Origin of the sequence: Scandinavium sp. (assembly GCF_051650185.1) — a bacterium.
In the GTDB taxonomy this organism is placed as follows: domain Bacteria; phylum Pseudomonadota; class Gammaproteobacteria; order Enterobacterales; family Enterobacteriaceae; genus Scandinavium.
The window spans coordinates 1-15,834 of record NZ_JBOFIN010000117.1 but is presented as its reverse complement, the minus strand read 5'-3'; the positions used below and the strand labels follow the sequence as shown (position 1 = coordinate 15,834).

Here is a 15,834-nt window from a genome sequence, read left to right as displayed (position 1 = left end):
ATGTGGAGAAGTGCAGTCCGGCGCGAATTATCTACGCCACAGATTTGAGAATCTAAGGTCAGGTACGGCGTCCGGACTGCAGGCAGAAAGAACTGGCCGGCTCTTTCTGCACGTGGGGGATAATACAAGGTCAGGTCAGGCGTCGCCGCCACCCGGCAATCTCTTATTTGCGTTTCGGCAAAGTCTTCAACAACTCATCCGGGCTCACAGAAGCGACGATGCTTCCCGCATGAGGCATCTTCAGAATGTGATTTTTGATTTTGCCCACCACGTGCATTTCACACGGACGGCAGTCAAACTTCAGCGTCAACACTTCATCACCGTGCATCAACTGCATCGGTGTCGCTTTCCAGCTCTTGATGTTGCCTTTCGCCTGTTTCGGGCAGAGGTTAAACGCAAAGCGCAGACAATGTTTGGTGATCATCACCGGCACATCGCCCTTCTCTTCATGGGCTTCATAGGCGGCATCAATCAGCTGCACCCCATAGCGATGGTAGAATTCGCGCGCTTTGTTGTTATAAACGTTGGATAAAAATGTCAGATGCGTTTCCGGGTAGACCGGAGCCGGAACCGCCACTGGTTTGCGGCTGCCACGCTGGTAGGCCGCCATACGCGCGTTATCAAGCATCTCAACGGTTTCACGGCGCAGCTGATTCAGCACGCTGTTTGGCACAAACAACGCCCCTGGCAAAGTCACTTTGACGTCGCGCGGGTAGTAAATGGTTTGCCCCAGCTTAGCGACCCCGTCCTGCAAATTGCTCAGCGCTTTTTCCGGATTGGACGCTTCCTCGAAATTGCCGTCCAGGGTGTGAGTCACGCTGACGCCGTCTTCACAGGTCATGGTCAGGATCAGCTGTTCCTGCCAGCCGCCAATTTCGACGTCGACTGCAATGCGGCGTTCGCTGGAGGTTTTGGTCAGCGCCTGTGACCAGTTGTGGTCGAGGTTACGGTTCAGCGCCGCATGCGGGCGGGCTTTATACAAATCGGCAGGCATTTCATTCGGCCATACGCGATAGCGATTTTCGCCCGTTTTTTCCACGGTATTGGCGCGGAAGCCGACAACTTCACGCTTGATCATCACGTTCAGGCCATCGCCGTTCGCCAGTGGCTCGGTCACTTCGACGTCGAGGTGATCTTTGCTGACTTTCAGCACTTCACCAACCGGCAGACCGATGAATTTCGGTGAATCAAACGCGCCAATATCCCCTTTACGCGCATTCACGAAGTAATCGGTGCTGCCGCGATGGAAGGTTTTGTCGGTGGAGGGAACAAAGAAATGCTCGGTGCGCCCGGCTGACGAGCGCGCCAGGTCGCCGCGATCTTCAATAATGCGATCGAGCATCTGGCGATAGTGCGCGGTGATGTTTTTCACGTAGCTCATGTCTTTGTAGCGCCCTTCAATTTTGAAGGAGCGCACGCCCGCATCAATCAGCGCCGCCAGGTTTGCGGTCTGATCGTTATCTTTCATCGACAGCAGGTGTTTTTCATAAGCCACGACGCGGCCCTGATCGTCTTTCAGGGTGTACGGCAAGCGACACGCCTGTGAGCAGTCACCGCGGTTCGCGCTGCGGCCGGTTTGCGCGTGCGAGATATAGCACTGACCGGAATACGCCACGCACAGCGCACCATGAATAAAGAATTCAATGGTGGCATCGGTGGTTTCATGGATCGCTTTGATTTGATCCAGATTGAGCTCGCGGGCGAGAACAATCTGTGTGAAGCCCACATCCGACAGGAATCTGGCTTTTTCGACGCTGCGAATATCGCACTGGGTACTGGCGTGCAGCTCAATCGGCGGTAAATCCAGCTCAAGAATGCCCATGTCCTGGACGATCAGCGCATCCACGCCGGTCTGATACAGGTCGGTAATCAGCTTTTGCGCAGGCTCCAGCTCATCATCATGAAGAATGGTGTTCAGGGTCACGAACACCTTCGCGCCGTAGCGGTGAGCGAACGGCACCAGGCTGCCAATATCACTCAGGCTGTTGCTGGCATTATGGCGGGCACCAAAGCCCGGGCCGCCGATGTAGACCGCATCCGCGCCGTGAAGGATGGCTTCACGGGCAATGCTGGCATCGCGAGCCGGGCTCAGGAGTTCAAGATGATGGTTTTGCAGGCGCATCGTTATTATCCGTTGGGTCAAAATGGCGGCTATTGTAGTCAGAACTGCAGCGCGGCGAAATCATTTTCCACGCCGCGCCAACGCGCATTTTCTGCTTTCCGGCAAAGCATTGATGAATTTGATATTTCCGGGCGAAGCGGCGGTCGTTTACAGTCACTGCGTATTCCGGATTTTTCCTCGTCACGTTATGAATTGTTATTAAGTCGTCGTATTTTGCCGCAGCTTAGCCTGCGGCTTTTTCTTTTGGATAGTGGATGAGGGAGTGAAACAGGATGGTTTCATCAGAGCTGTTGCGATAGGCGTGCTGTTTGTCGCCGTGAAAGCGTAACCCTTCCCCCTCTTTCACCGCCTGCCAGAGCCCGTCGATGCACATCTCAAGCGTACCGCGAATGGCAACTACATGCTCAATCACCCCTGATTCATGCGGTGTTGATTCACTTAACGCACCCGGCGCGAGCGTGATGGCGAAATGATGAAAATGCAAAACCGGGTCCCACGGAAACACCGGTTTCACCACCATCGCCTGCTGCTGCGGATCATAAGCCTCGCTCGTGCTTTCCGGCGGCGTGATAAATACCGAGAACGGGACATTCAGCCCGGTCGCGATTTTCCACAGCGTCGCAATGGTCGGGCTTGATTCGTTACGTTCGATTTGCCCCAGCATCGCTTTGGAAACGCCCGTCTCTTCCGCCAGTCTGGACAGGCTCCATTCACGCTGCTGGCGTAATGTTTTCAGGGTTGATGACAGATGATCCGTAATGTTCATAGGTGCTCCTCTTTGCCCCGAGTTTATCACTTGTGCGCTATAACGCTCAATGTTACCTTTCTCCGGACGCTATAACGCACAAGAGGATTTTATGCGCCTGTTTCCCTTTTCCACCCTGCTGGCTGGCTTTGTGGCTGTGCTGGTCGGTTATGCCAGTTCCGCAGCGATCATCTGGCAAGCGGCCGCAGCCGCCGGGGCTGACGAGCAAACTATCTCCGCCTGGATGACGGCATTAGGGCTGGCGATGGGAGCGAGCACGCTACTGCTCACGCTATGGCGAAAAGTGCCTCTGCTTACCGCCTGGTCAACGCCGGGTGCGGCTTTGCTGGTTACAGGGCTGCATGGAGCGACGCTGAATCAGGCCATTGGCGTTTTCATCTTTGCGAATGCCTTAATTGTATTCAGTGGCCTTACCGGCCTGTTTGCGCGCCTGATGAAAATCATTCCCCATTCACTCGCTGCGGCGATGCTCGCAGGTATTCTGCTGCGTTTTGGTTTACAGGCCTTTGCCAGCCTGCAAAGCGATCTGTTGCTCTGCGGCAGCATGCTGGTCGCCTGGTTGATAGTGAAAGCCATTGCGCCGCGCTACGCCGTGGTGGCGGCACTTGTCGCAGGCAGCCTGACCGCTGCTCTCACCGGAGAACTTCACAGCGACACGCTGCACTTTGCCTTTGTTACTCCGCGCTTTATCGCGCCGGAATTTAACCTGCCCTTACTGATCAGCGTCGGTATTCCCTTCTTTCTGGTGACCATGGCGTCGCAAAATGCGCCGGGCATTGCGACGATGAAAGCCTCTGGTTATTCCGCGTCGGTTTCAATGCTGATGGTGGTGACGGGCGGAATCGCCCTGCTGTTTTCACCGTTCGGTGTCTTCTCAATTTGCATTGCGGCGATCACTGCGGCGATTTGCCAAAGCCCGGAGGCTCATCCCGATCCCAGTGAACGCTGGAAAGCTGCTGTCTCAGCCGGAGGATTTTACGTGCTGGCGGGCATATTTGGCGGGTCGATAACCTCGCTGATGGCGGCTCTGCCTGCGGCCTGGGTTCAGATGTTGGCCGGGCTGGCTTTGTTGGGGACGATCAGCGGTAGCCTGGTACAGGCGCTGGCAAACGACAAAGAACGGGATGCGGCGATTGTAACCTTTCTGGTTACCGCCAGCGGCGTAATGCTTATGGGTGTGGGTTCAGCATTTTGGGGACTGGTGGCGGGCGGCGTGTGCTTTAGCGTGCTGTCACTGGCTCGCCGCACGTAGCTGCGAGGGAGTCATACCGACGCTGCTTTTAAAACGGTTGCTGAAGTGGCTTGCCGAGCTAAATCCGCAGGACAGCGCGATGTCCGTCAGCGACATTGCGGTATGGCGCACCAGCTGCTGCGCCTTCTCCATTCGCCGCTGCATCACATACTGGTGCGGCGCCATGTTCATCGACTGGCTAAACATTCTGGCAAAGTGATATTCGCTTAGCGCAGCCTGTTGAGCCAAATCAGCCAGCGTCAGCGGTTGGGCGAGATTCTCTTCGACAAACGCGAGCACATTCCGCAGCACGAACGGCGCGAGGCCGCCAGTGACTTTCGGCAGTTGCCACTGAACGTTGGTGTAATGCTGGATGAGATGCGTCATCAACAGCGTGCTGGCGGAGCTTAACGCCAGCTGATTGGCCTGCTGCTGCCAGTCGCAGTCGAGCAAAAAATGGCGATACAGCGCGGTAATCTTGTCGTCGCTGGCGAACGTCTTTTCGTCCAGGCGGAACGAGGCCGGGCTGCGATCCCAGATTTTTTCGCCGATGTCACGCAGATGCTCATCGGTGCAATAGAGGTGCACAAACGAGAGGTTATCGCGGATATCCCAGCTGGATTCACTCTCTTTCGGCATCAGGCAAAAACGGTCAGGGCCACCGCCGTTTTTCCAGCCGTGCGGCGTTTTGTGGTAGCTCTCGTAGCCGTCCGCCACATACAAACTGAGCGTGTGGTGGTCACTTTGTACCGTCACGGTATCGTTTTGATTAAACCAGGCCGCCAGCTGAATGCCGGAGTTTAACGCCACCGTGTCCCGCAGGACGGCGTTTTGTTGGCGCAGGGTTTCAAAAGTACCGTAGGTTCGGGACATCGTGTTCGCTGTAGCAAAGGTTCGGTCAAATAGTGTATGAATTGTTATCCCCCCTTTCCAGCATTACTCCACCTGCGTCACAAAAAAATGCGCAAGAATATGCAACTGCACCGCAATCCCCTGCAAGCGCGAAACGCTGGGGGCATGCACACTTCGCGTTATTGTCAGCAAAACTGAGATTAACGATGAACGTACTTTTATATTGTCTGGTCGTGGTGATTTGGGGCACAACCTGGATTGCCATTTTTCTGCAACAGGGCCCGGTTCCTGCGCCGGTGTCCATTTTCTGGCGCTTTGCCGTCGCCAGCATCACGCTGATGCTGGTGCTGAAGCTGATGGGACGCCTGCGCAAGCTTGAGCTTCGCGACCACCTGTTCTGCATCATTCAGGGTTGCTGCGTGTTCTGCTTCAACTTCTGGTGTTTTTATACCGCCGCCAAATGGATCAACACCGGGCTGGAATCGGTGATTTTCTCGATGGCGGTGCTGTTTAATGCCATCAACAGCTTCCTGTTTTATCGCCAGCAGCCGCCGGGCCGTTTTTATCTCGCAGCCCTGCTGGGGCTGATTGGCATCGTCACTCTGTTCTGGGACGATTTGCAGGCCAGCGGCCTGAGCGGTGAACTGCTGATGGGCATTGGGCTCAGCGCCCTGGGGACGTATGGTTTCTCTTTGGGGAACATGCTGAGCATTCGTCACCAGCGCCGTGGGCTGGAAACGCTGACCACCAACAGTTGGGCGATGCTGTACGGCACGATGGTGATGGGCCTGATTGCGCTGTTCCGTGGGGACAATTTTATGCCTGAGTTCACCTTCAGCTACATGGGCGCGCTGTTGTATCTGGCGCTGTTCGGCTCGGTGATTGCCTTTGGTGCCTACTTTACGCTTGTCGGACGCATCGGCCCGGCTAACGCGGCTTATAGCACCCTGCTGTTCCCACTAGTGGCGCTGACGATTTCGACGTTTTATGAAGGGTATGTCTGGCACGCCAATGCGGTATTCGGGCTGGCGTTAATTCTGGTGGGTAACCTGGTGATGTTTGCCAAACCAGAAACATGGTTCAAGCGGATGGCGTTGCGTAAAAGCGCAGCCTGACAACAACCGGCGGCCAAAACCGCCGGTTTTTTTATGACTTCTGACGAGGGTCAAATTTCACTGCGTCAATCGCCATTTCATCAATCACGGCTTTCAGCGTCTCGGCGGTCAGCGGCGTGTTTTCGTTAGAGAGGTTTTTACCCTCACCTTTACGCACCACCTTCACCACCGGTTTATTCGTTTTCGGATCAATCAACTCACCTTCAAAATAGAGGTTGGTATTCATGGTCCGGTGACCTGTTGCCATCTCTGTGCCAGCCACAATCAGCGCCACGGGCACGACTTCATAGAACTGCAACCCTTCTTTGCTGGAATCCACTGCGGTAATAGCCCCACGGAAAATCAGGCTGCGCGGGCCTGCCGTGGTGACGAGCGGTTTTCTTTCAGCAATGGCTTTTTTCATTTGCTGATTGGTGTAGTTCAGAATTTGATCGAGTGCCTGTTGTCCCACCTGGGTTGTCGGCTTTGGAACCGGATAATAAATAATCGGGTTATACACCACGTTGTCATAATCGGCCGGATTATAGTCAGGATCGACCCACCGCAGTTCTGCTTTACCAGAAGCCGACGTGGTTTCTTTCAGGTCTGAATATTTCTTGAGGAAGCCCGAATATTTCTCAGGTTCTGCGATTTTGGAAGCACATCCCGTTAACGCTAACATGCCCGCAATGGCGGCCATTTTTAAAAAAGTTTTGCTACGCATAAGTGAGTCCTTGTCAAAGTACAAATGCGCGGCTGTTATAGCAGAGAGTCCTTTCTGTTTTTGTGGAAAAAAAGCGGTTGTACCACTTTGCATAATGCAACAGCCCTGACTTACGATGGCGTAATATCAGCTTCATTGTGTCTCTGGTGAAAGCGTCGCCACGCATCCACGGTAGCGAACATTTCAGCAAACAAGTCATCGTCACTTTTTGCCCAAAACGCCGTCTGGTCCTCTCCGCCCCAGAGCACCTTGCTATGGCAGACAAACTCAAGCAACCCACTCTGAGACGGGAAAAAGGCCAACCGGCTTTGCTCACTTTCATTGATCAGTTGTTGGTAAAAAAAGACGATCTGACAATTCACATCATCATTATTGTAGAGGTCGATCAGTGTGTTTAATTTCTCTCTGATAAAAGCAAGATCGGAACGTTCGTTGAGTCGATGATGGTAAGCAAATACCACGTTTTTCTTACCACGGATTTCCAGTGTCCTTGCAATTCGCCGTTTAAAAGCCCGCCTGTCCTCTTCCACATCCAGCGGATTGTGATGTGAGAACTCGAACCCTTCCATGTGCCGTGGGCTATAAATATTCGCGCAGGTTTTATACCAACCGGATCGAATAACCTCATGACTATCAATAATGCAGTGGACTAAATGTTCTTTTGGCAATAAATACCGATAGTTGTCCTGCTCCATTTGCAGCACATACTCGATATTCGAGCGAGAGGAGGAAAAAACATGACTGTACGATTTGCGATGATGGCGTCGGAGAATGTCATCGGTCAAACAGTTTTCACCAATCGAAAGCCACAGCACATCCGCGCTGAAGTTAGCCCGATGACGGATCTTTGTTGTGAAATTTGAAAGCGTTCTTTTTGCCGATTTTAGTTTGTTTTTAAATGTTTTTTTCATATGGCATTATCCATTGATTAAATAGCATCCTGTTAACTGCCATTTATCTTAATGAATACCTGAAAAACTGAGACTAAAGAAAATCCTAAATTAATCGCAGAATATCGAATGCATTATTCATAATACTCAAAAGCGCACCCACGTTATCCGCGGGTGCCGAATATTACTTCTCAATATGAACCTGACAGCAAAGAGCTTTGCCGAAAAGCTCCCCCCTTATTCACTACGGTTTATATTGAGCAAATATTGAGTGCTGTCATGCCCGTTAAGCCGGTTTACGGGCAAGCATCGTGGCAAAGCGCAGCTTAATGCGATTGCCTTCGGCGTCGGTGCGGTGTAGCTCACCGACGTCTTCGTTATAGCGATCGAATGCCCAACCCGCGTAGTAGTTTTTCAGTTCCCCCTCTTTAAAGGCAAACGGGAAACCCACGTTACACGGGTAATCTTCGGTGTCCATCGCCGCAACAATCAGGTTCCAGCCGCCCGGTTTGGTGCAGCGCTGCATGTTGGCAATCAGGCCCGGAATGGTGTCAGCTTGCAGGAACATCATCACCACGGTGGACAGGATAAAATCATACTCGCCGTCAAAGCTCAGCGTGTTGAGATCTTTCTCTGCCGTTTGCAGGTTTTCCAGCCCCTCTTTCTGCCGGATAGACTCAAGCGTGCTGATGCTCATGGGATTTTTATCCCAGGCCGTCACATCGAAGCCGTTAGCGGCCAGATACAGGCTATTTCGGCCATTCCCGCAGCCTAAATCCAGGGTTTTGCCCGGCGTAACTTTGGTTGCCGCGTGCAGCACTTCGGAGTGCGTACGGGTCAGGCCATACTGTTCAGTGAAATAATTTTCATCACGGCGTGTCATGAAGGATCCTTGTGTCGTGAAAGGGTTTGACGTTCAACGCGAAGCAGCAATTTGCCACAAATCAGCAAATGCAGCGTGCGAATCAACAGCAGCGCGATAACCACGTTGGTGAAGATAAACAGCGGCACGGCAAGCGTTGCAAAAAATCCTGAAGCGCTGGCGTGCCCGAGATGCAGGCCTGTGGTTGCCAGCGCGGAAATACCGAACGAGAAGCTCCAGAAAGAGGCATTGAACGGCTGTTTCAGGTACCATGGCATCAGACGCAGCATAAATAACAGTTGCAATAGCCCATAGCCAAACAGCATTTTGGCGAACACATCTGCCTGCCCGCCGTTAACGGAAAACCAGGCGCTACAGGCCACTAAGGCTGGTGCAAGCTGGATGCCCAGGGAAGTACGCAACGCCATCGGCAATTCACCGGCGCTGCGCAATCGCTGAAGGATAACCGGCTCCAGGCTTAACCACGAAAAGACGCCCGCACCCAGAAACACCAGCCCGGCATCGTGAAACCCAAACGCTCCGCAGGCCATCGCGCTGATAAAGTTATTCGCCACCGTCGGTAAATACAGGCCCGGAGTGGTGGCTTCTTGCGGGTGTTTACCGCGCCACAGCCCGGCACTCTGCCAGGCCGCATAACAAAGCTGAAGCGTCACACCCAGGCCAAACAGCGCTAATGCCAGCGCCCTGCACCATGGCGTTACGCCGATGGCAACCAGCATTGTGGTGGCAGGGAACAGGCTGACAAAACTGCTGGCAACGGGATGACGCATTTCATCCACCACGCTGTGCGGAAAGCGAAAGGCTCGTACCACAAAAGCCAGCGTCAACAGCGCCCAGACGATGATCGCCAGCACAACCAGCCCGTCGCCAATTGCACGCGGCACAGACCAGATCGTGCTGGCGTAACGCCAGGCGAAGCCCATTCCAATGATCCCCAGAACCATCCCAAAATAGCCTGCGGGCAGATGTAAGACTGTGCGTTGGCGATCTGCTGTATTCATTTTGTTTAATCGTTCAACTTAATTTGAAGGTGTATTTTAAAGGAACCTTTCCCCCTGCGTCACGGAGATTCTTTGCTACGTTTATGTTAATCCCCCGTAACGAGAATCCCGATGAACAAGTACCGTCTGAGTGAGGCTTCCCACAACCATACCTGGCAGGACGAAAACGAGAAGAAAAGCGTCACGCTGTGGCAAATCGTCGCCCTGCGTGATTTCGCTGATGTCAAAGCGGGGAGTGCAGGCGGTTGGGTCGACAGCGAAGCCGCGTTAAGCCAACAAGGCGACTGCTGGATATATGATGAAAACAGCGTGGTGTTTGCTGACGCTTGTGTAAAAGACAATGCCAGGATGACCCAGCCCTGCACGCTTTCACATGGGGCTATGGTCGAAGGCAATGCCTGGCTCGATAACGCCGTGGTCACGCATCAGGCGCGAATAAGTGACAACGTCACCGTGCAATGCTCACGCGTGCGCGGTGAATGTCATCTGTTCGGCGAGGCGCGCGTGCTTAATGAAAGCGACATTATTGCCGCCATTGGGCTGACCAGGGACGCGACCCAAATTCTGCAAATCTACGATCGCGCGACCGTCAGCCGCTCGCGCATTGTGCATCAGGCGCAGATTTACGGGGATGCCATCGTCGACCAGGCTTTTATTGAGCATCGGGCGGAAGTGTTTGAGGCGGCGCTGGTTCAGGGTAACGAAGAGAACAACGTCTGGATTTGTGACTGCGCCAAAGTGTATGGCAACGCTCGCGTAGTGGCCGGAAGCGGTGAAGACGCGATCCCGACGCTCCGCTACAGCTCTCAGGTGGCGGAAAACGCCGTCGTCGAAGGCAACTGCGTGCTGAAACATCACGTGCTGGTCGGCGGTCACGCCTGGCTGCGTGGCGGCCCTCTTTTACTCGATGACAAAGTGCTGGTTGAAGGCCATGCACGTATCAGCGGCGATGTGGTTATCGAACATCGCGTAGAAATCAGTGGCAATGCGGTGATCGAAGCCTACGACGGCGATTCCATTCACGTTCGCGGGCGCAAAGTGATTAACGGCGAGGAGCGCATTACCCGCACGCCGCTGCTCGGCTCACTCTGATCCCAAATCAATAATACGGGCGTAGATATTCTGATCGTGATACTGCCCGTTCAGGTATTCCGCCTGCCGCAAACACCCTTCCAGGGTAAAACCATTACGCAGCGCCACCTGGTTGCTGCGCTCATTGGCGACCCGACACTTGATCACAAAGCGCCTGACCTCCCCCTGATCGGCGTAATACTGCATAAACGCCTGCAACGCAGAGGTCAGAATGCCCTTGCCCTGCTTGTCTTCATCCAGCCAGTAGCCGATATAGCCTGCTTTATTGAGCGGCTCAATTGAGTTAAATGACAGCACGCCGACAACGTCGCCCTGCTCAACAATCAGGAACATTTTGGCGTAACCCCGCTGATGCAGCAGCCGATTGCTCAGCATATTTTGTCGGGTGTCGCTTTCGCCGCCAACAAACTGCGGCCAGTTCAGCGATTCCTGTAACCAGTGACGATTCTTAAGAATCAACTGATGCAACGCTGAAACAAAACGTTCATCAGCCGCATGCAAGGTGACTGCCTCAGACACACTGATTGTCTCGTCCTGTAGCGGTTTGTCGTCGGTCATATGTGCTCCCACTCTCATTGACTCGCACTAAAATAAAGCATTCGGCCCCTGTTTTGTGCGACAGAAACCTTCTCTTAATGCCCGGACGGCTGTAATACGCCGTGAGGGCGTTGGTACACATCTTGCTTGACTCCTTTGTAACCCAAAGGAGAGTGATGATGAAAGCAATCGTGATTGGTGGTGGCATTGGTGGCCTCTCTGCGGCTATCGCCCTGAAGCAGTGCGGGATCCAGACCGAGGTTTATGAGGCTGTCAAAGAGATTAAACCGGTTGGGGCGGCCATTTCAATCTGGCCAAATGGCGTTAAGTGCCTGAACTGGTTAGGAATGAAAGAGCAACTGCGAAATTTAGGGGGGCCGATGGAGTACATGTCCTACCGCGACTTCCGTCATAACCAGACCATGACCCGCTTTAGCCTCGACCCGCTGATTCAAAGCGTGGGGGAACGCCCCTGGCCGGTGGCTCGCGCAGGGTTACAGGAGATGTTACTGGACACTTACGGTCGCGATGCCGTCCGTTTTGGGCAGCGAGTGGTCAGCGTGGAGTCCTTCGCCGATGGCGTTCGCGCAACCTTTGAAGACGGGCATACCGCCGAAGCCGACCTGCTCATTGCCGCCGACGGCACGCACTCCGCCGTGCGATCCTGGGTGTTGGGCTATCAGACGGAGCGCCGCTATGCCGGGTATGTAAACTGGAACGGTCTGGTGACCATCGATGAGTCCTTAGCGCCGGCCAATCAGTGGACAACCTGGGTCGGCGAAGGGAAACGCGTCTCGTTGATGCCCGTCGCCGGGAACCGTTTCTATTTCTTCTTCGATGTTCCGCTGCCAAAAGGCCTGGCGGAAGATCGCACCACGCTAAAAGACGATTTACAGCGCTATTTCAGCGGCTGGGCGGAACCGGTACAAACGCTGATTGCTCAGATCGATCCGCAATCCACCAACCGAATTGAAATTCACGATATCGAACCGCTGGAAACTTTGGTTCGTGGGCGTGTCGCGCTGCTGGGTGATGCAGGACACAGCACCACGCCGGATATCGGCCAGGGAGGGTGTGCGGCAATGGAGGATGCGGTGGTGCTGGCAATGACCTTGCAGACGCATTCTCTCGGCATTGAAGACGCCCTGCTTCGCTATCAGGAAAAGCGCGCCTGGCGAGTGAAAGACCTGGTACTCAAAGCTCGCAAGCGCTGCGATGTCACCCACGGCAAGGACATGCGCGAAACCAAAGCGTGGTATGACGAGCTGTATCACGAAACCGGGGACCGCATTCTGGCTGGCATGCGCGAAACCATTGTGGGCGGGCCTTTGGGGTAACCAGGGAGAAAAGTGAAAAGCCGGGTTAGCACAGTGCCACCCGGCAACAAGAGACTTATTTCATCACACGGTCATCAACGTAATTACGTTTGTCTGGCGCTGGCGGGAAGTACTGGTACAGCCATGTTTCACTGATTGCATCGCCCTGGCAGCGCAGGAACATGCGCATTTCCACAGGATCGGTGGAGTCATTGGTCGGGTACCAGTCAAACAGGATGCGGTAGCCGTCAAACGGTTCAACGTACAGGATTTCGACCTGCTTCGCTTCGCCATTAGAAAGGGTGATCACCGGCTCGATGCCCTTCGGTGCAGCAGCTTTCAGATCGCCACCCACGAAATCAATAGCAAAACGACGCGCCCATTTCTCAGGGTAATGCTCGCCCGGAGCCCAACCTTCAGGGAAGCCGCCCATACCGGTGCGGGTTGCCATCACGCGAGCCAACGGCGAGCGCACTGGCGGCTGCGCGGCCCAGTACAGACGATATTTAAAGTCGAGCTGATCGCCCGCTTTCACCGCTTTCTTAGGTTCCCAGAAGCAGACGATGTTATCCAGCGTTTCACCGGTTGTCGGGATTTCCATCAGCGACACCGCCCCTTCGCCCCACTGGTTACGCGGCTCAACCCACAGGCTTGGGCGTTTGTTGTACCAGCCCATCACGTCCTGATAGTGGCTGAAATCGCGGTCCAGTTGCAGCAGGCCAAAGCCGCGTGGGTTTTTATCCTGGAAAGCGTTGAACTGCAGTTTTTGCGGGTTATTCAGCGGACGGCAGATCCACTCCCCGTTGCCACGCCACATCGCAAGGCGATCGGAGTCATGGATTTGCGGGTGAATGGTGTCGCACATGCGGCGTTCATTATTGCCACAGCTGAACATGCTGGTCATCGGTGCGATGCCCAGCTGTTTGACGTCTTCACGGGCATAGATGTGATTTTCCACATCCATGATCACCTGTGTTTCCTGGCAGTTGATGGTGAATTTGTACGCGCCTGTCACGCTGCGGCTGTCCAGCAAAGCGTAAACAGTAAATACCGTCGCACCTGGTTTGACGGTTTCAAACCAGAACGAGGTGAAGTCCGGGAACTCTTCCGGGGTGTCGGTAAAGGTGTCCACCGCCAGGCCACGTGCAGATAAGCCGTACTGATACGTGCTGTCTACTGCGCGGAAGTAGCTCGCGCCGAGGAAAGAGACGATATCGCGGCGCGCCAGCTCTGGTGCTTTGAATGCGCGGAAGCCTGCAAAGCCGAGATCGGTCTGGCCTTCCAGCTGTTTGGTGTCGACGCCCGCGTCGTTGTATTTAAACAGCTCCGGGCGGAAGTGAATTTCACGCGCCTGCTGTGACGATGAATCGAGCGAGAACATACGCACGCGACGGCGGAAGCCCATGCCCACGTGGAAAAACTGAATATCGAGCTGACGATCGGGAATGTTGCTCCACAGCGACTGTGACGCATCGTACTGAATGGCGTTGTAAGCCTGCGGCGTCAGTTCTGCCAGGGTTTTCGGCAGATCTTTGGGTGCGCCCCCCCACGGCTGGCGGGATAAATCATGCGCCATGGATTGCAGGACGGAGTAATCAAAACGGCGGGTCTGACCATCGGCAATCGCCGAGTCGTCGGCCATCGCGGCTTTCGAAAAGAGAGTGGCGAGTCCGGATGTAGCGCTCACCGCGGCTACAGCCATTGAGGATTTGATAAAGTGTCTGCGGTTCATGCCTGAGTCAGCGTCCTTCTATGATGATCGACTTCGCTAAGATGCGCCCACTCTAGACAAAAACGGCGGATAATCCAATTGCTGGCGGTGCAAAATCCGAACAAACCGGAAAATAAATAATTACGATCAGAAGTGACTGATTCCGGGTGTAAAAGTGAGTAAAAACGGCCTTTCCGGAAACAAAGAGAAAGGCCGTCGAGGGTTATATCAGCAGATTAATGATATTGATGCAGTTCGACACCATGCTGGATCAGCAGCTCATGGTCGTTTGTCGCGTGCTGATAGATATCATAAGTGACACCACCGGCTGTCATCTGGCCTGTCTCACTCCAGTTCTGCGTGTCGAAGTTCGTGATATTCACTTCAACCACATCACCGGCATCCCCTTTGATGGCCATCTGCTCTTTGCCATCCTCGATATAGAGATTCTGCTGCGAATGGGCGAGCACATCTGACTCGGTCAGGGTCATGGTGCTGTGGGCATGATTAGTAAGGTCATAGGCTGAATTGTGGATGTCCGAAGCCTGCGATGGCATGGTAGTCGCGGTATCACTCCACTGCACATTATCCATCCAGCAATATCCGCTGCCCACAGAGAACGAACCAATTTCAGTACCCTGCGGTGCGGTGTACTCATAGTGCAGCCACTCCTTAGAGAGGTAGGAAGATTCGTCAGGGTAAACATGATCGATGACGTTATGATCAGTGTCATAAACCGTGATTTCCTGCGCAACAACATAATCAAACGAGACCGACTGCGCCGCACCAGGAAGGGTGAAGATCAGCTCGCCGTCACCAGACTGGTTGGAAATTCCTTTGGCGTGATTATCAGCATACAGTTTATGACCCGGATGATCTGGATCAGCAGCTGATATAGCTGAACTGACCACACATGCCTGATCCGTTCCCACGGCGGTCATCGTCAACCCTGAAGCAAAAGCCATGTATGAATTGCTAGGGAATGATGTTACGTCTTCAAAGTTTTCGCTACCGGACACCAAAACAGAGGTTTCAATGGTGAAGGTCGTGGCCGCGCTCTGCACACTCTCCTCACCGGTCGACGTATCCACCACCACGGTACTGAAACTGTGCTGACCGTCATTCAGTGCGGCTGGTGTATAGGACCAGTTGCCGTTAGCGTCAACCAGGGTAACGCCGAGCAACGTGCCCTGATCGAAGATCTTCACTATGCTATTGGCGCTGGCATGACCCTGAATCGTTGGCGTATGGTCGTGAGTGGTATCACCATTGTGAATGTAAGTAATAGCCGCACCTTCATCGTCCAGCACCTGAATATCAGTTGCCGGTGCCGTGCCGGTGCCACCATCCTGGCCCGGCTCGGTGGTATAAAAGTGGTAAGGTAATGAAATAATTTCATCTTTCGAGCCAGGATCCTGCAAAGAAACCTGGACGTAATATTCCTGGTTTGCTTTCAAATCAGCTGGCGGCGTAAACGACTAAATAGCTGCGCCTAATACCGCTACACTTTTGCCTGACCATGTTTTCCTCCGGGGAATGGGCTGACTGTTTCCATAAAATGGTGAACTTTTCTCAGCAGCTGCCACATTGTCCGGCACTGATGGTTTCGGGTTAT

Annotated in this window: 15 protein-coding genes and 1 pseudogene; 5 read left to right on the top strand and 11 right to left on the bottom strand. The window is 53.9% G+C overall.

What is annotated here, in order from left to right:
* Positions 1-163: 163 nt before the first annotated feature.
* Positions 164-2,122 (bottom strand): peptidase U32 family protein, encoded by a 1,959-nt coding sequence (locus ACRCWW_RS15570; protein WP_438683211.1) that lies wholly within the window; start codon positions 2,120-2,122, stop codon positions 164-166.
* Here ACRCWW_RS15570 and ACRCWW_RS15565 point away from each other — a divergent pair.
* Complete coding sequence (locus ACRCWW_RS15565) at positions 2,102-2,380, top strand: hypothetical protein (protein ID WP_438683210.1); 279 nt, start codon at positions 2,102-2,104, stop codon at positions 2,378-2,380. The two genes, ACRCWW_RS15570 and ACRCWW_RS15565, sit on opposite strands and share 21 nt — an antisense overlap.
* On the opposite strand, the gene ACRCWW_RS15560 is transcribed toward ACRCWW_RS15565, so the two are convergent.
* Complete coding sequence (locus ACRCWW_RS15560) at positions 2,346-2,888, bottom strand: helix-turn-helix domain-containing protein (protein ID WP_438683209.1); 543 nt, start codon at positions 2,886-2,888, stop codon at positions 2,346-2,348. The two genes, ACRCWW_RS15565 and ACRCWW_RS15560, sit on opposite strands and share 35 nt — an antisense overlap.
* A gap of 91 nt (positions 2,889-2,979) precedes the next feature.
* Between ACRCWW_RS15560 and ACRCWW_RS15555 the strand changes: the two genes are divergently transcribed.
* Entirely contained in the window at positions 2,980-4,140 is a 1,161-nt protein-coding gene (locus ACRCWW_RS15555) for a benzoate/H(+) symporter BenE family transporter (RefSeq protein ID WP_438683208.1), read from the top strand.
* Here ACRCWW_RS15555 and ACRCWW_RS15550 read toward each other — a convergent pair.
* Complete coding sequence (locus tag ACRCWW_RS15550; protein ID WP_438683207.1) at positions 4,120-4,992, bottom strand: helix-turn-helix domain-containing protein; 873 nt, start codon at positions 4,990-4,992, stop codon at positions 4,120-4,122. The two genes, ACRCWW_RS15555 and ACRCWW_RS15550, sit on opposite strands and share 21 nt — an antisense overlap.
* A gap of 185 nt (positions 4,993-5,177) precedes the next feature.
* Here ACRCWW_RS15550 and ACRCWW_RS15545 point away from each other — a divergent pair, with 185 nt between their 5' ends.
* Positions 5,178-6,086 (top strand): DMT family transporter, encoded by a 909-nt coding sequence (locus tag ACRCWW_RS15545; protein WP_438683206.1) that lies wholly within the window; start codon positions 5,178-5,180, stop codon positions 6,084-6,086.
* Positions 6,087-6,117: 31 nt separating this feature from the next.
* Here ACRCWW_RS15545 and ACRCWW_RS15540 read toward each other — a convergent pair whose 3' ends face one another.
* The 4 genes from ACRCWW_RS15540 to tehA form a co-directional block, all read right to left on the bottom strand.
* Positions 6,118-6,789: a DUF3313 domain-containing protein gene (locus ACRCWW_RS15540; protein WP_438683205.1), complete on the bottom strand. Its 672-nt coding sequence runs from the start codon at positions 6,787-6,789 to the stop codon at positions 6,118-6,120.
* A 110-nt stretch (positions 6,790-6,899) separates the two neighbouring features.
* Positions 6,900-7,700, bottom strand: coding sequence for a DUF1796 family putative cysteine peptidase (locus ACRCWW_RS15535; protein ID WP_438683204.1), 801 nt, complete (start codon positions 7,698-7,700; stop codon positions 6,900-6,902).
* A gap of 265 nt (positions 7,701-7,965) precedes the next feature.
* Complete coding sequence (gene tehB / locus ACRCWW_RS15530; protein ID WP_438683203.1) at positions 7,966-8,562, bottom strand: tellurite resistance methyltransferase TehB; 597 nt, start codon at positions 8,560-8,562, stop codon at positions 7,966-7,968.
* Positions 8,559-9,563, bottom strand: coding sequence for a dicarboxylate transporter/tellurite-resistance protein TehA (gene tehA / locus ACRCWW_RS15525; protein WP_438683202.1), 1,005 nt, complete (start codon positions 9,561-9,563; stop codon positions 8,559-8,561). The genes tehB and tehA overlap by 4 nt, the downstream gene beginning before the upstream one ends.
* A 111-nt stretch (positions 9,564-9,674) precedes the next feature.
* On the opposite strand from tehA, the gene ydcK reads away from it, so the two are divergent.
* On the top strand, positions 9,675-10,655 hold the full coding sequence (ydcK, locus tag ACRCWW_RS15520) for a YdcK family protein (protein ID WP_438683201.1): 981 nt from the start codon (positions 9,675-9,677) through the stop codon (positions 10,653-10,655).
* On the opposite strand, the gene rimL is transcribed toward ydcK, so the two are convergent.
* Entirely contained in the window at positions 10,647-11,213 is a 567-nt protein-coding gene (gene rimL / locus ACRCWW_RS15515) for a 50S ribosomal protein L7/L12-serine acetyltransferase (RefSeq protein WP_438683200.1), read from the bottom strand. The genes ydcK and rimL overlap by 9 nt on opposite strands.
* A gap of 158 nt (positions 11,214-11,371) precedes the next feature.
* Between rimL and hpxO the strand changes: the two genes are divergently transcribed.
* On the top strand, positions 11,372-12,529 hold the full coding sequence (hpxO, locus tag ACRCWW_RS15510) for an FAD-dependent urate hydroxylase HpxO (RefSeq protein WP_438683212.1): 1,158 nt from the start codon (positions 11,372-11,374) through the stop codon (positions 12,527-12,529).
* A 55-nt stretch (positions 12,530-12,584) separates the two neighbouring features.
* Here hpxO and ACRCWW_RS15505 read toward each other — a convergent pair whose 3' ends face one another.
* The 3 genes and pseudogenes from ACRCWW_RS15505 to ACRCWW_RS15495 form a co-directional block, all read right to left on the bottom strand.
* The gene (locus ACRCWW_RS15505) at positions 12,585-14,240 is read right to left on the bottom strand and encodes a glucan biosynthesis protein D (protein WP_438683199.1); all 1,656 of its coding nucleotides are present in this window, start codon (positions 14,238-14,240) and stop codon (positions 12,585-12,587) included.
* A gap of 215 nt (positions 14,241-14,455) precedes the next feature.
* Positions 14,456-15,676, bottom strand: a complete 1,221-nt coding sequence (locus tag ACRCWW_RS15500) for an Ig-like domain-containing protein (RefSeq protein WP_438683198.1) — start codon at positions 15,674-15,676, stop codon at positions 14,456-14,458.
* 44 nt (positions 15,677-15,720) lie between these two features.
* Positions 15,721-15,834 (bottom strand): annotated as a pseudogene (locus ACRCWW_RS15495) (IS630 family transposase); the annotation flags it as partial.